Raw genomic sequence first — 20,151 nt, 5'->3', positions numbered from 1 at the left:
TGCAGTGACTTGGCGGGACTGCCAGGCTGATATGCTATCTTTCGGCGCCTATCGAAACGCCGGAGCAGCCATGACCGACAAGATCTACGCGCGAGCCGCGCAACCCGCGACGCCGATCGATTTCGATGTGCCTGCGCATGCCTGCGATTGCCATACGCACATCCATGGCGATGTCGAACAGTTTCCGTTTTTCGCCGGGCGCGTCTATACGCCGGGACCTGCGAGTCCGGAAGAGATGGCGGCGCTGCACAGGGCGCTGCATATCGAGCGCGTGGTCATCGTCACGCCGAGCATTTACGGCACCGACAATTCCGCCAGCCTGTTCGGCATGAAGGTACGCGGCGCCACGGCGCGCGGCGTGGCCGTGATCGACGACGACACCACTGAAGCCCAGCTTGACGCGATGCATGCGGACGGCTTCCGCGGCATCCGCATCAATCTGGCAACCGACGGCGTCAGCAATCCCGATGTCGGCCGCGCTCGCTTCACCGCCGCCGTCGAGCGCATGACGGCACGCGGCTGGCACGTGCAGCTCTACACCACGCTGTCGATGATCTCGGCGATCAAGGATCTCGTCCTGGCCTCCCCGGTGCCCGCCGTGTTCGATCATTTTGGCGGGCTCGATGCCGCGCTCGGGCTGGAGCAGTCAGGATTTTCCGACCTCGTCGCGCTGGTCAGGTCAGGCAAGGCCTATGTGAAGATTTCGGGCGCCTATCGCTCATCGACGCTCGCACCCGACTATCAGGACATGGTGCCATACGCGCGCGCATTGATCGCGGCGAACCCGGACCGCATCGTCTGGGGCACCGATTGGCCGCATCCGGATTCTGCGCAGGTCGCTGGCCGCACGGCCACCGACCTCGCACCGTTCCACGCGATCGACGACGGCCGTTTACTTAACCAGCTTCCGCTGTGGGCGCCGGATGAGGAGGTGCGCAGGAAGATCCTGGCCGACAATCCGGCACGGCTCTACGGCTTTTGAGATCAGCGCGCGCGGCGGGAGAAGAAGGAGATCAGCACCGGCAAGGTCACCAGGATCACGACCGGCGCCAGCATCATGCCGGTGACGACCACGACCGCGAGCGGCTTCTGCACCTGCGAGCCGATACCTCCCGACAGCGCGGCCGGCAGCAGGCCGACGCCGGCAACGACGCAGGTCATCAGCACCGGCCTGAGCTGCAATTCGCCGGTGCGGACGACCGCACCCAGGCGATCCATACCTTCATCGATCAGCTGGTTGAACTGCGACAGGATGATGATGCCGTCCATCACGGCGATGCCGAACAGCGCGATGAACCCGATCGCCGCCGAGACGCTGAAAGCGGTGCCGGTGATCAGCAGGCCGAGCACGCCGCCGAAGATCGCCATCGGAATCACGCTCATGGCGAGCAGCGTGTCGGTCATCGAGCCGAAATTGAACCAGAGCAGGACAGCGATCAGCGCCAGCGAGATCGGCACCACGATCGACAAGCGCCGGATCGCATCCTGGAGATTTCCGAACTCGCCGACCCATTCCATGTGCGAGCCGGGCGGCAGCTGCACCTGATCGGCGATCTTCTGCTGCGCTTCGCGGATCGCGCTGCCGAGATCGCGCTCACGCACCGAGAACTTGATCGGCAAATAGCGTTCCTGCTGCTCGCGATAGATGTAGGCGGCGCCGGAGACCAGGCTGATCGTAGCGACCTCGCTGAGGGGAATCTGGGTGATCGAGCCGTTCGGCCCGGGCGCCCCGATCCTGATATTCTGGATCGCCTCCGCGCTGCGGCGATATTCCGGCGCAAGGCGAACGATGATCGGGAAGTGGCGATCGCTGCCCGGCTCGTAGAGATCGCCGGCGGTGTCGCCGCCGATCGCGACCTTGATTGTGGCGTTGATGTCGCCGGGCGCAAGGCCATAGCGCGCGGCCTTGGCGCGGTCGATGTCGATCTGCACGGTCGGCTGCCCGAGCGAGGTGAAGACCGCGAGGTCGGTGATGCCCTGCACCGTCGCCAGCACCGATTTGATCTTGTTGGCGGTGTCGGTCAGCGCCTGAAGGTCGCTGCCGAACAGCTTGATCGAGTTCTCGCCCTTCACGCCGGAGACGGCCTCCGAGACGTTGTCCTGCAGATATTGCGAGAAGTTGAACTCGACGCCGGGGAAGCGATCGTCGAGCTGCTTCAACAGCTCCGCGGTCAGCTCTTCCTTGTCATGCGTGCCGGGCCACTCGCTCGCGGGCTTCAGCGGCGCGAAGAATTCGGCGTTGAAGAAGCCGGCGGCGTCGGTGCCGTCGTCGGGACGGCCGTGCTGCGACACCACGGACTCGACCTCGGGCCGGGCCCGGATCAGCTTGCGCATCTCGTTGACGTAGGTGTTGCCCTCCTCGAGCGAAATGGTCGGCGGCAGCGTGGCGCGGATCCAGAGGTTACCCTCTTCGAGCTTGGGCAGGAATTCGAGGCCGAGCAGCCGGCCGAAGATGATCGTCATCACCACGAGGCCGACGGCACCGCCGAGCACGATGGTGCGGTTGGCGACGGCCCAGTTCAGCAACGGCATGTAGAGCCGGTGCAGGACCTGCATCACCCTGGTCTCGGTCTCCTCGACATGCGCCGGCAGGATGATCGCCGATAGCGCCGGCGTCACGGTGAAGGTCGCAAGCAGGCCGCCGGCGAGCGCGTAGGCATAGGTGCGCGCCATCGGTCCGAAGATGTTGCCCTCGACGCCCGACAGCGTGAACAGCGGCAGGAAGGCCGCGATGATGATCGCGGCGGCAAAGAAGATCGAGCGCGACACGTCGGCCGCGGCGCTGAGGATGGCGTGACTCTTCATGCCGAACAGCGTCTCTTGCGACATATGCTCGGATTCGGTCGGCGGTGTGGTCTGCGTGAGGCGGCGGAAGATCGCCTCCACCATGATGACGGTGGCATCCACGATCAGGCCGAAATCGATGGCGCCGACCGAGAGCAGGTTCGCCGATTCCCCGCGCAGCACCAGAATGATCACCGCGAAAAACAATGCGAACGGAATCGTGGCGCCGACGATCAGCGCGCTGCGGAGATCGCCGAGGAATATCCACTGCAGCAGCACGATCAGCAGGATGCCCACCACCATGTTGTGCAGAACCGTGTGGGTGGTGAGGTCGATCAGGTCCTTGCGGTCATAGATGCGCTCGATGCGCACGCCCGGCGGCAGGATGGTCGAGCCGTTGATCTGATTCACGAGCTGCTCGACGCGATTGATGGTCGGCGTGCTCTGCTCGCCGCGGCGCATCAGCACGATGCCTTGCACGATGTCGTCGGAATCGTCGAGGCCGGCGATGCCAAGCCGCGGTTTCTGGCCGACGGTGACGGTGGCGACGTCCTTCACCAGCACGGGATTGCCGTTGGTCTGGGCAACCATGGTGTTGGCGAGGTCGTCGATGGAGCGGATCAGGCCGACGCCGCGCACCACGGCCGATTGCTGGCCGATATCGACGGTGTTGCCGCCGACATTGACGTTGGAGTTGCTGACCGCCTGGAGCAGCTGCGGCAGCGTCAGGCCGTTGGCGACCAGCTTGTTGTTGTCGACCTGGATCTCATAGGTCTTGCTCTTGCCGCCCCACCCGGTGACGTCGATCACGCCGGGCACGGAGCGGAAGCGGCGCTGCAGGATCCAGTCCTGGATGGTCTTGAGGTCGAGCACGCTGTAGTTCGGCGGGCCGACCAGGCGATAGCGGAAGATTTCGCCGATCGGGCTCAGCGGCGAGATCTGCGGCTGCACGTTGCCCGGCAGCGGAGCGAGCTGCGCCAGGCGGTTCAAGACCTGCTGCAGCGCCTCTTCATAGGTGTAGGCGAAGGAAAACTGCAGTTTGACGTCGGAGAGCCCGTAGAGCGAGATGGTTCGGATGGTCGTCAGGTTCTTCAGGCCCGCCACCTGAGTCTCGATCGGGATCGTGATGTAGCGCTCGATCTCTTCGGCCGAGAGGCCCGGGCTCTGGGTCACGATGTCGACCATCGGAGGGGTCGGGTCGGGATAGGCCTCGATGTTGAGTTGGTTGAACGCGATCAGGCCGCCGATGAATACGGCGACGAACATGCCGACCATCAGGAAGCGCCGGTTGACGGCTAGGGCGACGAGACGGTCCATTCAGGTTTTCGCAGTTTCGAGGGCTCGTCGGTCAGCTACCGGACGCCGCGCGGTCGATGAACAGGCTGCCTTTGACGACAATCTGTTCCCCGGGCTTCAGGTTGCTGGTGACCTCGACGAGGTTGCCATTGATGAGGCCGATCTTGATCTGGCGGAGCTCGACCGACTTGTCTTCACGCGCGACCCAGATGCGGACCTGGTCGCCTTCGTAGATCAGCGCCTGCTTCGGCACCGCAGACGCCGCGCGATCGCCGGCCGAATAGATCGTGACGTTGGCGAACATTTCCGGCTTGAGCAGGCCGTCCTTGTTGTCGATGGTGGCGCGGACCAGCAGGCGGCGGGTATTCGGATCGATCGCGGCGGCGACGTAGTTGATCTTGGCCGTCAGCGGGCGGCCGGGCAGCGCCATCACATTGATGGAGATGTCTTGCCCGACGCTGACTTGCGCAGCGTCGCTCTCGCGCACGAAGGCGGTGAGCCAGACCGTGGACAGATCGCCGATCACGAAGACGGGATCGCTGGCGCCGGCGTTGACATATTGCCCCGGGCCGATCTTGCGCTGCACGACCGTGCCCGAGAGCGGCGCATAGATCGTGATTTCAGGGTTGATGGTGCCCTTGTCCTGGAACGCCTTGATCGTCTCGTCGGTGAAACCGAGGATACGCAGCTTGTTGTTCGCGGCCTCGAGCGCAGTCACCGCGGAGCGCATGTCGTTCTGCGCCTGAACCTGGGTCGCTTCCGCCTGCTGATAATCCTTGAGCGGGATGGCGCGGCCCTCATAGAGATCCTTGGCGCGCTTGTACTGGATGTCGGCAAGCTCGAGCGCCGACTTTGCCTTGTTCTGCGATGTCATCGCGGCGATGAAATCGTTCTGGGCCTGCACGGTGTCGGCGGCCTCGATCGTGAACAGCGGTTGTCCCTGGGTCACGGTCTCGCCCGGCTTGGCGAGCAGCTTGGTCACCCGGCCCGCATAGGGCGAGAACACCGGCGTCGAGCGGTCCTCATCGACTGCGACCTTGCCCTCTGTGACGTACTCGGCGCGGAAGGTCTTGGCATGGACCGGCTCGATCGTCAGCGTCGCCCATTCGGACGGCGTCGGCGTAAAATTCTGGGCGTTTTTGCGCGACTGGCTGGAGACTTCGGAGTTCTTCTTGTCCTTGGCGCCGGCAGAGAGGAAGCCGTACACACCAGCCCCGGCAAGCGCCAGTAAAACTACGGATGCGATCACCCGTCGTTTTGTAAGCAACTGCAATCGCTTGGTATTTTCAGCTACCATGGGGCCCGGTCATGTCTGCGACGATCTCGGCAGACGACTGCCTCATCGGTCGCGCTAATAGTGCCGAATTGAGATTTCAGACAACCTAAAAAACGTTGGCCGTCCTTCGGTTTGCGTTAAATTTTTGCGACATGTCAGCTTCACGTCAGCTTCGCGCCGGCCATTGCGGCGGGTGGCTGCCGAGCGGCATCGCCGGACGGCTCCATTGCGCCGGCGTCGTCGACAGCACGGCCGAATGGCGCACCGCCGTCAACGTGCCGAAGCCAGATGACATTGTTTCCATGAACGCAGTATGTACGGCCTCACCCGTAAGATCCGGGGTGTTGAGGCCGCCCTCGAGCCGGCCGAGATTCCACAGCCAACGTCCGGTCTGCGCCAGCGAGACACGCACGTGCCAGCTGCCGCCTTCGCGGGCCTGGCGCGCCTTGGCCATCATCGCGCCGAACGCCATCAGATAGCCGGTGGCGTGGTCGAGCATCTGCGCCGGCAATTCCTTGGGACCATCGATACCGGCTGCTTTTCCTTCCGCATGGTTGAAGCCCGTCGTGGTCTGCACCAGCGAATCGAACCCGCGCCGCTCGGCCCAGGGACCGGCATGGCCATAGGCGGACAGGGTGACGTAGACGATGCCGGGATTGATCTCCGCTGCCGCCTGCGGCGAGAAGCCGAGGGCGGCGAGGGCGTGGGGCCGATAGCCTTGCGACAAGATATCGGCATCCTTCAGCAGCGCGCGCATCTGCGCGCTGCCGGCCGTGCTCTTCAATTCTATGAACGTGGTGAGCTTGCCGCGGCCGGTGTCGATGGTCAGCCAGGGAATCGCCGGCAGGTCCGGCCCGGAGACCAGCAGCACGTCGGCGCCGTGGGCAGCGAGCGTGCGGCCGGCGACGGGACCTGCGATGACGCGGGAGAGGTCGAGTACACGCAGACCTGCGAGCGGACGATCGCTGTCAGACCAAGGCTTTTTGAACCACGGCTTTGGCGCGGCATCGCCGATCTTCTCGATCGAGATCAGCGGCAGCTCGGCAAGTGCGCGTGCCTGGGGCAGCGCCGACCATTCGTCGTGGGAGCGCATCAGAGCGACGACGCCACCGGCGGCATGGGCCGCGGTTTCAAAGTCCTCGCCCTTCCATTGCATCAGCGCGGCCTGCACCTTGTCGCGCTCGGGCTCGCAGCCGAGAACGTTGCAGACGGCTTCGCGGTGATGCGGGAAATTGGTGTGGCAGCGAACGAAGCGGCCGTCGCCGGTCCTGTAGACGCCGGCGATGGCGTCCCAGGCCGGTGGCGGCGGCTTGTCGTCGAGCCGCAGATAACGCTCCGAGCGGCATTCGACGACGGCGTGGCGCATATCGACCGTCACGTCCTGCGCCTCTCCACTGCGCAGCCGCCAGATCTCTGCGGCAGCAAGGCCCGCCGCAGCGATTGTCGTCTGCCCGGCGGCGGCGACGCGGAACGAGGACGGGATCTGCGGCTCCTCGCCGGTCAGCCGCACGCGCGCGAGCGCGGCCACGTCGCCGCCGGCGGAGGTCCAGACAGCCTTGAGAATGTCGGCAGGGCTTTGCATCGCGGCCTCTCTTGCTTGTCATTTAAGTCTAATCTTTTCGGAAAAGCCGCCGCGCACTTTTCCGGATCATGCGGTAGTTTTTGCGACCATCCCATGAGCACGGAAAGGATTGCAATGGCCGCCATCGATCCCCTCACCGCAGGCGCCGTGTTCGTCGCAACGGCGGCCACCGACGCGGTCTATGTCATGTTCACCTCCGCCGTGGTCGCACGCAAGCGCGTGCCGGCCGCGAGCTGGAGCGCGATCTGGTATCTGCTCTCGTCCTATGCCGTGATCAGCTATACCGAAAACGCCTTCTATGTGGCGTTCGCCGCGATCGGCTCCTGGGTCGGCGCCTATGCATCGCTGACCTTCCTGCATCGCCCGCCCGGCGGCCCGCCGGTGGGGGCTTCGCCGGAGTGAAGGGCGCTCTTCTCTCCGCGTCGTCATTGCGGGCGAAGGGAAGCAATCCAGGATGTGTCCGGGGGAACAGTCTGGATTGCTTCGTCGCAAGAGCTCCTCGCAATGATGTTGTGGAGGCTTCTGCATGTCTCCTCGACACGCTACACTCCCTGCACCCGACAAAAAGGAAAACCAAACGATGGATCTCGGTCTCAAGGGGAAAAACGCCGTGGTACTCGGCGGCACGCGCGGCATCGGGCGGGCGATTGCGGCGACGCTGGCCGGTGAAGGCAGCAATGTCGCGGTCTGCGCGCGCAATGCGGAGCAGGTTGCGGCGACCGTCACTGAACTGAAGGCGAGCAGCGTCCGCGCCGCCGGCGGCACAGTCGATGTCACCGACGGCGCTGCGCTGAAGGCATGGGTCGAGAGCGCGGCCAAAGAGCTCGGCGGCATCGACCTGCTGTTCGCCAATGCCGGTGCCATGGCGCAAGGCCACGATCCCGCATCGTGGGAGCAGAATTTCCGGCTCGACGTGCTCGGCGCCGTACATGCGTTCGACGCGGCGCGGCCGTTTCTCGAGGCTAGCGGCGAAAAGAGCGGCGATGCCGCCTTCGTCATCATCTCCTCGATCTCGGCGGCGCAGGCCGATCTCGCCAGTTCCTACGGCCCGATCAAGGCGGCGCTGATCCACATGGCCAAGGGACTGGCGCGGCAATATGCCAGGAAGAAGATCCGCGTGAATGTCGTCTCGCCCGGCACCGTCTACTTCAAGGGCGGCGTCTGGCACATGATCGAGCAGAACATGCCCGAGCGTTACAACGACGCGATGAAGCGCAATCCGATGGGGCGCATGGCGACGCCGCAGGAGATCGCGAACGCGGCGGTGTTTCTGGCGAGCCCGGTGTCGGGGTTCACCACGGGATCGAATCTGGTCGTGGATGGCGGGATATCGAACCGGGTGAATTTCTGAGGCGGGCACAGTGTCATCGCCGACGTGATCGGGCGATCTAGTGTTCCAGAGGCGGCTCGGCTAGCGCCGAGAAGCCGCGGCACACTGGACACCCGCGTTCGCGGGCCATGACACCGCGAATGTGGCGCGCGATCGCGTCAACAAACGCGTCATTGCGAGCGCAGCGAAGCAATCCAGAATCCCGCCGCGGAGACAGCCTGGTTTGCTTCGCTACGCGCGCAATGACGGTGTGGCGGCATCCCGCGCCCCACCTCTCAATGAAAATCCCGCGACGGCGGCAGGATGCGCACGTTGCGGGGATGGCGGATTTTTTGGGCCGGCATGTCCGTGAGGGAGCGCGGGTCCTCGTTGAGTGGTTCGACCACGGTGGCGCCTGCGGGCAGCGGATGCTTGCGGCTCAGGGCATCGTTGGCAAGGCCGACCAGATCGTGCGAACGGTCGATCATGCGTTGCGCGATCAGATGCGTTACCTTTTCTGGGCTGCTCTGGATATAGCCCTGAACCTCGATGAGGCGCGCACCCATCACTTCTTTCCGGTACTGCTCCATGACCTTGGGCCATACCACGACGTTGGCGATGCCGGTTTCGTCCTCCAGCGTCATGAACACCACGCCGCTGGCGCTGCCCGGGCGCTGACGCACCAGCACCACGCCGGCGCAGCGGACGCGGCGCCGCTCGTTCTCGTGACTGATCTCCTTGCAGGCAACGATGCGCTCGCGCGTAAACGCCTCGCGCAAGAACTCCATCGGGTGGCCTTTGAGCGACAGCCGGATGGTCTGGTAGTCGGCGACGACCTGTTCGGGACGTGGCATCACCGGGAGCGGCTTGGCCTGCTCGTCCGGCTGCTCGCGCGCAGTCGCTGCCTCGAACAGCGGCAGCGCCACGTCGTCGGGCAACCGCCGCACCTGCCACAGCGCCTCGCGGCGGTCGAGCCCGAGCGAGCGGAACGCATCGGCATCCGCCAGCAGGATCAGCGCGCGCTTGGGCAGGCCGGTATCGCGGGCGAAGTCTTCAAGCGAGGTGAAGGGACGGCGGTTGCGGGCGGCGATGATGCGGTCGGCCCAATCGGTTGCTCCGTCATTCCGGGGCGACGCGCCAGCGTCGAGCCCGGAATCCATTGCGCCAGGCGTATGCGGCCCGATCGATTCCGGGTTCGCGCCTGTCGGCGCGCCCCGGAATGACAGCTGGATGGCTTTGAGTCTTTCCGCATCCGGATCCAGCCAGTGAAAACCGTCGATCTGGCGAAAACCCAGGCGAACGGCACAATATCTGTCGTCAGTGTTCTCCAGCGTGTTCTGTGCAAAGCTGTAGGACACATCGATCTCGCGAACCTCGACACCGTTCTTGCGGGCGTCGCCGACAATCTGTGCCGGCGCGTAAAAGCCCATCGGCTGCGAGTTCAGGAGACCGCAGCAGAAGGCATCAGGGTGATGATATTTCAGCCATGACGAGATATAGACGAGCTGGGCAAAGCTCGCGGCATGACTCTCCGGGAAGCCATACGAGCCAAAACCCTTGATCTGGTCGAAGCAGCTTCTGGCGAAATTGGCATCATAGCCGCGCGCGACCATGTTGCCGATCAGCTTCTCTTCGTACTGGCCGATGGTGCCGACATTGCGAAAGGTCGCCATCGAGCGGCGCAGCCCGTTGGCTTCTTCGGGCGTGAATTTCGCCGCCTCAATCGCGATGCGCATCGCCTGCTCCTGGAACAGGGGCACGCCCTTGGTCTTGTGCAGCACCTTGTAGAGCTCGTCCGCGGGACCATGCTCGGGCGATGGCGAAGGATAGGTCACCTTCTCCAGGCCGTTCCGCCGCCGCAGATAGGGATGCACCATATCGCCCTGGATCGGTCCCGGGCGCACGATCGCGACCTCGATAACGAGATCATAGAAGGTTCGCGGCTTCAGCCGCGGCAGCATGTTCATTTGCGCGCGGCTCTCGACCTGGAACACGCCGAGCGACTCGCCGGCACACAGCATGTCGTAAACCTTGGGATCGTCCTGCGGAACGCTCGCCAGAACAAGCCGCTCGCCCTTGTGCTGATCGATCAGATCAAAACATTTGCGGATGCAAGTCAGCATGCCCAGCGCGAGCACGTCGACTTTCATCATATTCAGCGCGTCGACGTCATCCTTGTCCCATTCGATGAAGGTGCGGTCGTTCATCGCGGCGTTGCCGATCGGCACATAGGTGTCGAGCCGGTCCTGCGTCAGCACATAGCCGCCGACATGCTGCGACAGATGGCGCGGGAATTCGATCAGCTCGGTCGCCAGCTCGACTGCGAGGTTGATCATGGGATTTTGCGGATCGAGCCCGGCCTGCCGGACCTGCATGTCGTTGAGGCCCTTGCCCCAGCTGCCCCACACGGTGTCGGCGAGCGCCGCGGTGACGTCCTCGGTCAGGCCCAGCGCCTTGCCGACATCGCGGATGGCGCTGCGCGGACGATAATGGATGACGGTGGCGATGATGGCGGCGCGGTGGCGGCCGTAGCGGCGATAGACATATTGCATCACCTCCTCGCGCCGCGAATGCTCGAAATCGACGTCGATGTCGGGCGGCTCCAGCCGTTCCTTGGAGATGAAGCGCTCGAACAGCAGATCGACCTTGGTCGGATCGACCGAGGTGATGCCGAGCACGTAGCACACCGCCGAATTCGCCGCAGAACCCCGTCCCTGGCACAGAATGTTCTGGCTGCGCGCGTAGTGGACGATGTCGTGCACGGTGAGGAAGTAATGCGCGTATTTCAGCTCTGATATCAGCGCGAGCTCTTTCTTCAGCGTCGCACGCAGCTTCTCGTCAATGTTCTCGATACCGCCGAAATATTTGTCGACTCCGGCCCAGGTCAGGTCCTCCAGATGTCCCTGCGCGGTCTTGCCCGGCGGCACCGGCTCATCAGGATATTGGTATTTGAGCTGGTCGAGCGTGAAGTCGATCCTGTCCGCAAAGCGCATGGTCTCTGCGATCGCCCCGGGGACATCGCGGAACAGCCGCGCCATCTCGCGGGGCGTTTTCAGAAAACGCTCGGCATTGGCTTCCAGCCTTCGTCCGACCGCCTCGATCGTGGTCTTTTCCCTGATACAGGTGAGCACATCCTGAAGCGGACGACGGCCGGGATCGTGATAGAGCACCTCGTTGGTCGCAAGCAGCGGAACTTTTGCCTTTTCGGCGAGATCGTCGAGCCGCGCCAGACGGCGCCGGTCGTCGCCGCGATAAATCAGGCTCGCCGCCAGCCATACCCCCTCGGCGCGGCTTGCTTTCAACCTTGCAAGAATATCCAACGCTTGTGCCGGCTCGAAGCGATGCGGCAGCGCCAGGACCAGGAGCTGACCTTCCGAAAACTCCAGCAGATCGGCGAAGGAGAGACGGCACCCGCCCTTCTCGATCCGCGTGATGTCGTCGCCGCGTTTGCCTCTGGTGAGAAGCTGGCAGAGCCGACCATAGGCGGCGCGGTCGCCCGGATAGACGAAAATGTCGGGCGTACCGTCGATGAAGACGATGCGCGCACCGACCAACAATTTGGGCTTATGCAGCACCTTGTCATTGTCGAGCTCCTTCCAGGCGCGCACCACGCCGGCGAGCGTATTGTGATCGGCGATGCCGATCACGGGAAGGCCGAGCTTGCTGGCCTGATGCACATAGGCGCGCGGATCCGAGCCGCCGCGCAGGAAGGAGAAGTTGGTGGTGATGCCGATCTCGGCATAAGCAGGCGTGTTCATGCGAAGAGACCGTGCACATACCAGTTGGGCGGAGCAGGCTTGCCGTCGGCGTCGAACACTTCCCCTTCGTAAAGACCATCGCGAAAAATCCAGAAGCGCAGGCCCTCGGCATCCTCGATGCGGAAATAATCCCGCGTCAGCTGCTTGCCGTCCTGGCGCCACCATTCCATCGCGATGCGTTCGGGTCCCTCTACCCGCACCACCGCATGTTTTGCCCGGCGCCAGGTGAATTGATGCGGCGGACCATCGGGCACGGTCGCGAACGGCACGGTGACCGGCTCCGGCTTGTCGAACAGCCGCAGGGGCCGCAGCGGCGGCTCGCCCTCGGCACGATCTGGCCATTTGGCCTGCATGGCAGCCGCGAGATGATGCTGGGCGGGCGCAGCCAGCACCGCCCGCTCAGGGATATGGGTATCCTGCGGCAGGTGCACGACGACGCGCTTTCCGCCGATGCGTGCGGCGATGCGGTCGATCAGCGCGGCGAGCTCGTCATTATCGTGGACATGGGCATCGAGATCGCGCTGCTCCTGCACCACGATCTCGGTGCGGCTCGCCGACAGCCGCACCATGTCGAAGCCGAAACCGGGATCGAGCGGATCGGCGAGCGCGTCGAGCCGTTCGCGGAACAGACGATCGATGACTTTGCTTCGCGTCACGGGACGTCCGGTCTCAACCATGATCGCGCGCACCACGCCGTCGGTGCGGAAGAACGCGGCCTCCAACCGCCGCGCGCCCTTGCCCTGCTTCTCCATGGACGCGATCAACGTATCGGCCAACCGCGACAGCGTCATCGCGATCATGGTGTCGGTCGCGATCGGCTCGGCAAAACGCTTTTCGACGATGTAGTCAGGCACCGGCTTGCGCGGACTAATGGGCGAATCGCCCTGCCCCAGCGCATGCGCGAGCAGCGTGGAGAACCGCGCGCCGAACCGCGCCGTGATCTCGGAGGCGTTGCGCGAGGCGACATCGCCGATGGTCTTCAGCCCGGCGCGGCGTAGGCCGGTGGTGATCGTCTCCTCCGCACCGAGCGCGGACACCGGAAACCGGTCGATTGCCGCCGCTTCCCCACCGTCGGCAACGATGATCCCGGAGCCCTGCCGCGTCAGTGTGCGCGCGCAGACCGAGGTGCCGGCGATCGCCGCGCTGACGGCAAAGCCTTGTCGGCCGAGTGCCCGGACCAGCGTCTGCAATAGGGCGGCTTCCCCGCCGAACAGATGCGCGCAGCCCGTGATGTCGAGGAACAACCCGTGCGGCGGATCGAGCGCCACCAGCGGCGTGAAGCGGTCACACCAATCGGCGATGTCACTGAGCGTCTTCGCATCGGCCACGACATCGGCGTCGAACACTTTCAAGTCCGGGCACATCGCCCGGGCATTCGCCAGCGGCTGACCAATATGCAAGCCGAGGCGCTCGGCGGTTTCGTCCAGTGCGTGGATCACCAGCGCATTGTTGTCCTTGATGACAACGATGCTCGGACCATTATTATTTTTACCCAGCCCGGCGCTGCTGAAAAACCGCTGGATCCGGTCGATGGGCAGGCGCGGCAGCCAGAGGCTGAGAATACGCCGACGGTTCACTGAACTGGCACTCATCACACTTCCATTCCATGATCCACCGGCCACACGGGCCATGACGATTGCGCAACAGCTCGACATCGAAGCGCGGCGCGCCCCAGACGTCCCAAGGCGCCGCAGGCATTGATGCCGATCCCGGCGGCGAATGCGCCGCGCGCAGCATCCATCGCGTCTCCGCGGTCGAGGGCAACGGTTGTGCTGCCATCCGCAGCAACAAACCGGTAACGCCGGATGATTGCGCGGCGAGCGTCAGCTTGCGGCTCGCGACGAGATCGAACTGCCTCGTCTCGCCCCAGAGCTCGAGCACGACGGCGCCGAGCGCATCGCAGGCGAGCGCATCGGCCGACGTGCGCAGCGCGCTCTCCACATCGGCCGCGCGCACCATCACCACGCCGCGTGGATCGAGGCCAAGCTCGGCGAGCCCGCTCATCGACAGCGCGCCGGTTTCGAGTTCCGAAAAATCTTGTCGTACCCACAGCAGCGGCCGCTGTGCCGTGACGCGACCCGCCAGCGCGGTGACAAAGCCGGTCGCGGCCGCACCCTGCCGGCCTTCGCAAAACACCTCATGGACCGCCGCGCGCGCGAGGCCGCCTTTCAGCGCGCGATCGACCTCGCCGTGACCGAGCGCGACACGCTCGTGATGATGCACGACCTCCGCCGTCTCGATCCGCTCGATCTGGCTGCGCAAGGTCGCAAGCGCGCTCATGCGTGCGCCGCTCATGCTCGCCGCTCCTTCAGAGGTGATGGCCGGTGGCTCTCAAAAGAGAAACCAACGGCTGGCTCATTTGTTCATGATATGTTCTAATATAAAGCTAACGGCAGCCGAAGAGTCAAATCGAATTGCGTTCGATCGATTCATGAGCCAAATCAAAGGGATTCCGGAATGGACGTACAACGCAAGCTGGAAATTCTCGCAGACGCCGCCAAGTACGACGCCTCCTGCGCCTCCAGCGGCACCGAGAAGCGGGATTCCAGCGACGGCAAGGGCATGGGCTCGACCGCGCCCGGCATGGGCATCTGCCATTCCTACGCGCCGGATGGACGCTGCATCTCCCTGCTCAAGGTGCTGCTGACCAACGCCTGCAACTACGATTGCCTCTATTGCGTCAACCGCGCCTCCTCCAACGTGCCGCGCGCCCGCTTCACCATCGATGAAGTGGTCAAGCTGACGCTCGATTTCTACCGGCGCAATTACATCGAGGGCCTGTTTCTCTCCTCCGGCATCATCCGCAGCCCCGACTACACCATGGAGCAAGTGGTCGGCGTCGCGCGAAAACTGCGCGAGGACCATCACTTCCGCGGCTACATCCATCTCAAGACCATTCCGGAAGCCGACGATGCGCTGATCGCGGAAGCCGGCAAATATGCCGACCGTCTCTCCATCAATATCGAAATGCCAGAGGCGACAAGCCTGCAGCAATTCGCCCCGGAAAAAGACGTGCGTGCGATCCGCCGCACCATGGGCCGGTTGCGGCTGAAGCTCGACGAAGCCGAGGAAGCTCGCCGCGCGAAGACGAGGACAAGACCGCATCGCTTCGCACCGGCTGGCCAAAGCACGCAGATGATCGTCGGCGCAGACAGCGCGAACGATCACACTATCCTCCACACCAGCGCCAATCTCTATGGCTCCTACCGTCTCAGGCGGGTCTATTACTCCGCCTTCAGCCCGATCCCCGATGCGAGCCGCGCATTGCCCCTGGTCCGGCCGCCGCTGCTGCGTGAGCACCGGCTCTACCAGGCCGACTGGCTGATGCGGTTCTACGGTTTCGACGTCGGTGAGATCGTCGACGATAGCGCGATGCTGCCGCTCGACATCGATCCAAAGCTCGCCTGGGCGCTACGGCATCGCGATCGCTTTCCGCTCGACGTCAACAGCGCCAGCCGCGAAGAGCTGCTGCGCGTGCCGGGCTTCGGCACCAAGGCGGTCGAGCGCATCATCGCGACGCGGCGCACCACCACGATCCGCCTGTCCGATCTCGCGCGGCTGCACGTACCCAAGCACAAGGCGCTGCCGTTCATCGTGCTCAGCGATCACCAGCCCTCGCCGCATCGCCTCGACGAGGCGCGGCTGATCGAACGGTTCAAGCCGAAAGCAACGCAATTGGGGTTTGGCTTCTGATGCAGTACATCACCCTCGACACCGAGACCGATTTCGACGGCTGGCGCAAAGCTGCTCGCACGCTCGTGCTGCATCACATGGCGCCCGCCGATGTCACCTGGGCCGTGCAGGGCGGCGAAGCCGAGCTGTTCGCGCCGCCCGCGCCCTCTCCGATTCTCGAGGTGAACGAGGGCACCTTCAGCGTATCAGCAAAATTCATCGAGCTGGCGAAAGCGGCAATCCTGCACCGCGACGGCGAGCGTTTTGCGATCCTCTATCGCCTGCTCTGGCGATTGAAGGACAATCACGACCTCATCGAAGTCGCGACGGATACCGACGTCGCGCTGGTCACGGCCATGGCGAGAGCTGTTCATCGCGACGAGCACAAGATGCACGCCTTCGTTCGCTTTCGCGAAATCGGGCGCGAGCGTGCCGCCCATTACGTCGCCTGGTTCGAGCCGGAGCACCATATCGTCGAGCTCGCCGCGCCGTTTTTCGCGCGGCGCTTTGCGGACATGCCGTGGTCGATCCTGACGCCCGATCTCTGCGCGCATTGGGATGGCCACGCGCTTTCGTTCACGCCGGGCGTGAGCAAGAACGAAGCACCGAGCGAAGACCGGCTGGAGGAAACCTGGCGGCGTTATTACGCCAGCATCTTCAATCCGGCGCGGTTGAAGGTGAAGGCGATGCAGGCTGAGATGCCGAAGAAATACTGGAGGAACCTGCCCGAGGCTTCGATCATTAAACCCCTGATCGAGGACGCCGAACGCATGACCGGCGCCATGATCGCCAACGCCCCAACCGATCCGCACAAGCCTCAGAAGCGGCCGGAGGCCTCGATGACCCGCAAACACGCCGCCAACGTTCTCGATGCACTTCGCGAGGAGGCCGCGCATTGCCGCGCCTGCCCGCTCTACAAGGACGCGACACAGACCGTGTTCGGCGAGGGACCAAAGAGCGCCACCATCATGCTGGTCGGCGAGCAGCCCGGCGACAAGGAAGACCTTGCCGGCCGTCCCTTCGTCGGGCCGGCCGGACAGATGCTCGATCGCGCGCTGGAGGAGGCCGGCGTCGACCGCAAAAAGGTCTATGTCACCAACGCGGTCAAACACTTCAAATTCGTGCCGCGCGGAAAAATCCGCCTGCACCAGAAGCCGAACACGTCCGAGATCCGGGCATGCCGGCAATGGTATGAGCGGGAAGTCTCAGTCATCCAGCCCGATCTCGTGGTCGCGATGGGCGCCACCGCGGCGCAGAGCGTGTTCGGCAAGATCACACCCATCGGCAAGACCCGCGGCCGGCTCATAGACCTCGCCGACGGACGCAAAGCTCTGGTGACGGTGCATCCGTCCTACCTGCTGCGGCTCCCTGATCCGGAGGCGAAGGTGCAGGAATATCAGCGCTTTGTCGAAGACCTGACGATCGCGGCCGGCGTGCAGAAGAAGTCGGCCCACGCCGCCTGAGACGCTGCCACGCTCAGCAACTGAGCGTATAAGCTCCATCATTTCAACCTCCTGCCCCGCCATTTCAACCGCCTGTCACATGCCACGCGCAAAATCGGGGCCTTGGGACAGGAGAATTTCCAATGAGTGACGTTGCTTTGCCAGGCTCCATCGAGCCGGCCTTGAGTAAGGGGCCAGACCTCAATCGCGGATTTCACCCCCTCACCGGCGTGATCTACATGGGCGTGATCGCCGCCGCACTGCTCTTCGTCGCCTACAGCATCTGGGTCGACGTCGATGCATCAGGTGCGCAGGTCAAGACCTTCGCTCCCTTCCTCCTGCTCTTCGTCGCGCTCCTGATCGCACTCGGCTTCGAGTTCGTGAACGGCTTCCACGACACCGCCAACGCGGTCGCGACCGTGATCTACACCCGCTCGCTACCCGCCCACGTCGCCGTGGTGTGGTCCGGCATGTTCAACCTGTTCGGCGTGCTGCTGTCCTCGGGCGCGGTCGCGTTCGGCATCGTCTCGCTGCTCCCGGTCGAGCTGATCCTCCAGGTCGGCTCCAGCGCCGGCTTCGCGATGGTGTTCGCGTTGTTGATCGCCGCCATCATCTGGAACGTCGGCACCTGGTATTTCGGCTTGCCGGCCTCGAGCTCGCACACGCTGATCGGCTCGATCATGGGCGTCGGCATCATGAATGCCGTCCTGCATGGCCGCAGCGGCACCAGCGGCGTCGACTGGAGCCAGGCCACCAACATCGGCAAGGCGCTGCTGCTGTCGCCTCTGTTCGGCTTCGCGCTTGCCGCCGGCCTGCTCCTGATCCTGCGTACCGTTCTGCTGCGCGTCACGCCCACCCTGTTCGGCGAGCCGAAGGGCGACCAGCCGCCGCCGTGGTGGATCCGTGGCATCCTGATCCTCACCTGCACGCTGGTGAGCTTCTTCCACGGCTCCAACGACGGTCAGAAGGGAATGGGCCTGATCATGCTGATCCTGATCGGCACCGTGCCGACCGCCTACGCGCTCAACCGCGCGCTGCCGGAGAGCCAGCTCGCAGCATTCAGCCAGAACTCGGAAGCTGCCAGCAAGATCACCGAAGGCAAGGCCGCCGGCTACAGCGTGATCGGCAATCCCCGCCCTGCCGTGACGAACTATGTCGCGCAGCACGAGGTCGACGCCGGTACATTCCCGTCGCTCGCCGTGCTCGTGCGCGACATCGCCAAGCAGGTGGCGACCTACGGCTCGCTCGCCAAGCTGCCCGCCGACCTCGTCGGCAACACCCGCAACGACATGTACCTCGTTTCGGAGGCGCTGCGCTTCCTGATGAAGGACAAGGAAGCCGAGCTCAGTGCCGCCGACGTCACCGTGCTCAACGCCTATAAGGGCTCACTCGACAGCGCCACGAAGTTCATTCCCGGTTGGGTGAAGATCGTGGTCGCCGTCGCGCTTGGCCTTGGCACCATGGTCGGCTGGAAGCGCATCGTGGTCACGGTCGGCGAGAAGATCGGCAAGACCCACCTGACCTACGCGCAGGGAGCCTGCGCGGAGATCACCGCGGCCGCCACCATCGCTGCCGCCGATGTCTATGGCCTGCCGGTCTCGACCACGCACGTGCTGTCATCGGGCATCGCCGGCACCATGGCCGCCAACGGATCGGGCCTGCAATGGGCGACGATCCGCAACATCGCGATGGCCTGGGTCCTGACCCTGCCGGCCGCGATGCTGATCTCGGGCGTGCTCTATTATCTGTTCTCGCACGTGTTCTGAGCCACGACACGGCCCACCACAAAAAGGGCCCGTGCGATGCACGGGCCCTTTTCATTTGCGAATTTCGCTTGAGCGCCTCACGACGCCGCGAGCTGTTCCTCGACCAGCTTGACCCAGTAGGACGTGCCGAACACGATCGCCTCGTCGTTGAAGTTGTAGGCGGGGTGATGCAGGCCGGCGCTGTCGCCATTGCCGCAGAAGATGAACGCGCCGGGACGCGCTTCCAGCATGTAGGCAAAGTCCTCGCCGCCCATCAGCGGCGGCATCTGATGCACGTTGGCATCGCCGGCGACCTGCTTGGCAATGCGCGTCGCCACCTCGGTCTCCGCGGCGTGGTTGTTCACGACGGGATAGTTGCGCTGGTAGCGCAGATCGATCTTGGCACCGGTGATCTGCGCCACCCCCGCAACCACTTCGCGCACCCGCTTCTCGACGAGCTTGCGCACCTCCGGCGACAGGGTCCGGATGGTGCCCTTCAGCGTCGCGGTTTGCGGAATGACGTTACGGGCATTGCCGGCGTGAAACTCGCAGATCGAGATCACCGCCGATTCCAACGGATCGACACTGCGCGCAACGATCGACTGCAACGCCGTGATCACCTGCGCACCGACCAGAACGGAATCAATGCATTTATGCGGCCGCGCGGCGTGGCCGCCGAGGCCCTCGATATTGATGTCGACCTCGTCGGTCGCCGCCATGATGGGGCCGGGCCGGATCGCAAACGAGCCGATCGGAATGCCGGGACCGTTATGCATGCCGTAGACCTGCTCGATGCCGAAGCGCTCCATCATGCCGTCCTTGACCATGGCCGCGCCGCCGGCGCCGCCTTCTTCGGCCGGCTGGAAGATCACGATCGCATCGCCGGCGAAGTTGCGGGTCTCGGCCAGGTAGCGCGCAGCACCGAGCAGCATCGCGGTGTGGCCGTCATGGCCGCAGGCGTGCATCTTGCCCGGAGTCTTCGAGGCGTACGGCAGGTTGGTCTGCTCCTCGACGGGCAGCGCGTCCATGTCGGCGCGCAGACCGATCACCTTGAGCCCCTCGCCGGCCGGCTTGCTGCCTTTGATCACACCGACCACGCCGGTCTGGCCGATGCCGGTCACGACCTCGTCGCAACCGAATTCGCGCAGGCGATCCGCGACGAATGCTGCGGTGCGATGGACGTCATACAGCAACTCGGGATGCTGGTGGATGTCCCGTCGCCAGGCCTGGATATCCGGTTGAAGGTCGGCGACGCGGTTCACGATAGGCATGGAGGGTCTCGAGCTT

At 64.3% G+C, this 20,151-nt stretch carries 13 protein-coding genes; 6 read left to right on the top strand and 7 right to left on the bottom strand.

What is annotated here, in order from left to right:
• Positions 1–31: 31 nt before the first annotated feature.
• Complete coding sequence (locus BM222_RS17960; protein WP_092229829.1) at positions 32–982, top strand: amidohydrolase family protein; 951 nt, start codon at positions 32–34, stop codon at positions 980–982.
• Between the two features lie 2 nt (positions 983–984).
• On the opposite strand, the gene BM222_RS17955 is transcribed toward BM222_RS17960, so the two are convergent.
• From BM222_RS17955 to BM222_RS17945, 3 genes are all read right to left on the bottom strand, one after another.
• Positions 985–4,101 carry an efflux RND transporter permease subunit gene (locus BM222_RS17955; protein WP_092229827.1) on the bottom strand — a complete coding sequence of 1,039 codons (3,117 nt, stop codon included), beginning with the start codon at positions 4,099–4,101 and terminating at the stop codon, positions 985–987.
• A gap of 31 nt (positions 4,102–4,132) precedes the next feature.
• Positions 4,133–5,377, bottom strand: a complete 1,245-nt coding sequence (locus tag BM222_RS17950; RefSeq protein WP_092229825.1) for an efflux RND transporter periplasmic adaptor subunit — start codon at positions 5,375–5,377, stop codon at positions 4,133–4,135.
• A gap of 145 nt (positions 5,378–5,522) precedes the next feature.
• On the bottom strand, positions 5,523–6,938 hold the full coding sequence (locus tag BM222_RS17945) for a CoA transferase (RefSeq protein WP_092229823.1): 1,416 nt from the start codon (positions 6,936–6,938) through the stop codon (positions 5,523–5,525).
• Between the two features lie 114 nt (positions 6,939–7,052).
• Between BM222_RS17945 and BM222_RS17940 the strand changes: the two genes are divergently transcribed.
• On the top strand, positions 7,053–7,340 hold the full coding sequence (locus BM222_RS17940; protein WP_092229821.1) for a hypothetical protein: 288 nt from the start codon (positions 7,053–7,055) through the stop codon (positions 7,338–7,340).
• 178 nt (positions 7,341–7,518) lie between these two features.
• Positions 7,519–8,289 (top strand): SDR family NAD(P)-dependent oxidoreductase, encoded by a 771-nt coding sequence (locus BM222_RS17935; protein WP_092229819.1) that lies wholly within the window; start codon positions 7,519–7,521, stop codon positions 8,287–8,289.
• Between the two features lie 254 nt (positions 8,290–8,543).
• Here the strand turns inward: BM222_RS17935 and BM222_RS17930 are convergent, their stop codons facing one another.
• From BM222_RS17930 to BM222_RS17920, 3 genes are read right to left on the bottom strand one after another with little or no spacing between them, the layout of a single operon-like run.
• On the bottom strand, positions 8,544–12,005 hold the full coding sequence (locus BM222_RS17930; RefSeq protein WP_092229817.1) for an error-prone DNA polymerase: 3,462 nt from the start codon (positions 12,003–12,005) through the stop codon (positions 8,544–8,546).
• Positions 12,002–13,597 (bottom strand): Y-family DNA polymerase, encoded by a 1,596-nt coding sequence (locus BM222_RS17925; RefSeq protein WP_177243289.1) that lies wholly within the window; start codon positions 13,595–13,597, stop codon positions 12,002–12,004. The genes BM222_RS17930 and BM222_RS17925 overlap by 4 nt, the downstream gene beginning before the upstream one ends.
• Positions 13,494–14,300: an ImuA family protein gene (locus tag BM222_RS17920; protein WP_092229815.1), complete on the bottom strand. Its 807-nt coding sequence runs from the start codon at positions 14,298–14,300 to the stop codon at positions 13,494–13,496. Before BM222_RS17920 ends, BM222_RS17925 begins: the two co-directional genes overlap by 104 nt.
• Before the next feature lie 162 nt (positions 14,301–14,462).
• On the opposite strand from BM222_RS17920, the gene BM222_RS17915 reads away from it, so the two are divergent.
• The 3 genes from BM222_RS17915 to BM222_RS17905 all read left to right on the top strand — a co-directional run bounded on the left by BM222_RS17915 (position 14,463) and on the right by BM222_RS17905 (position 18,885).
• A complete protein-coding gene (locus BM222_RS17915) occupies positions 14,463–15,698 on the top strand; it encodes a putative DNA modification/repair radical SAM protein (RefSeq protein WP_092229813.1) in 1,236 nt (411 codons plus the stop codon).
• A complete protein-coding gene (locus BM222_RS17910; protein WP_092229812.1) occupies positions 15,698–17,140 on the top strand; it encodes a UdgX family uracil-DNA binding protein in 1,443 nt (480 codons plus the stop codon). Before BM222_RS17915 ends, BM222_RS17910 begins: the two co-directional genes overlap by 1 nt.
• A 122-nt stretch (positions 17,141–17,262) precedes the next feature.
• Positions 17,263–18,885 carry an inorganic phosphate transporter gene (locus BM222_RS17905; protein WP_092229810.1) on the top strand — a complete coding sequence of 541 codons (1,623 nt, stop codon included), beginning with the start codon at positions 17,263–17,265 and terminating at the stop codon, positions 18,883–18,885.
• 77 nt (positions 18,886–18,962) lie between these two features.
• Here the strand turns inward: BM222_RS17905 and BM222_RS17900 are convergent, their stop codons facing one another.
• Positions 18,963–20,135, bottom strand: a complete 1,173-nt coding sequence (locus BM222_RS17900) for a M20 aminoacylase family protein (RefSeq protein ID WP_092229808.1) — start codon at positions 20,133–20,135, stop codon at positions 18,963–18,965.
• Positions 20,136–20,151 lie beyond the last annotated feature (16 nt).

The sequence above is a fragment of the Bradyrhizobium sp. Gha genome (genome assembly GCF_900113735.1).
GTDB lineage: Bacteria > Pseudomonadota > Alphaproteobacteria > Rhizobiales > Xanthobacteraceae > Bradyrhizobium.
The sequence above is the reverse complement of the archived record's forward strand: the minus strand, read 5'-3'. Positions and strand labels throughout refer to the sequence as shown.

Excerpts from the sequence above, each read along its gene's own strand:
- BM222_RS17960 (WP_092229829.1), top strand. The coding sequence starts at position 32 with ATGCTATCTTTCGGCGCCTATCGAAACGCCGGAGCAGCCATGACCGAC.
- BM222_RS17955 (WP_092229827.1), bottom strand. The coding sequence starts at position 4,101 with ATGGACCGTCTCGTCGCCCTAGCCGTCAACCGGCGCTTCCTGATGGTC.
- BM222_RS17950 (WP_092229825.1), bottom strand. The coding sequence starts at position 5,377 with ATGGTAGCTGAAAATACCAAGCGATTGCAGTTGCTTACAAAACGACGG.
- BM222_RS17945 (WP_092229823.1), bottom strand. The coding sequence starts at position 6,938 with ATGCAAAGCCCTGCCGACATTCTCAAGGCTGTCTGGACCTCCGCCGGC.
- BM222_RS17940 (WP_092229821.1), top strand. The coding sequence starts at position 7,053 with ATGGCCGCCATCGATCCCCTCACCGCAGGCGCCGTGTTCGTCGCAACG.
- BM222_RS17935 (WP_092229819.1), top strand. The coding sequence starts at position 7,519 with ATGGATCTCGGTCTCAAGGGGAAAAACGCCGTGGTACTCGGCGGCACG.
- BM222_RS17930 (WP_092229817.1), bottom strand. The coding sequence starts at position 12,005 with ATGAACACGCCTGCTTATGCCGAGATCGGCATCACCACCAACTTCTCC.
- BM222_RS17925 (WP_177243289.1), bottom strand. The coding sequence starts at position 13,597 with ATGAGTGCCAGTTCAGTGAACCGTCGGCGTATTCTCAGCCTCTGGCTG.
- BM222_RS17920 (WP_092229815.1), bottom strand. The coding sequence starts at position 14,300 with ATGAGCGGCGCACGCATGAGCGCGCTTGCGACCTTGCGCAGCCAGATC.
- BM222_RS17915 (WP_092229813.1), top strand. The coding sequence starts at position 14,463 with ATGGACGTACAACGCAAGCTGGAAATTCTCGCAGACGCCGCCAAGTAC.
- BM222_RS17910 (WP_092229812.1), top strand. The coding sequence starts at position 15,698 with ATGCAGTACATCACCCTCGACACCGAGACCGATTTCGACGGCTGGCGC.
- BM222_RS17905 (WP_092229810.1), top strand. The coding sequence starts at position 17,263 with ATGAGTGACGTTGCTTTGCCAGGCTCCATCGAGCCGGCCTTGAGTAAG.
- BM222_RS17900 (WP_092229808.1), bottom strand. The coding sequence starts at position 20,135 with ATGCCTATCGTGAACCGCGTCGCCGACCTTCAACCGGATATCCAGGCC.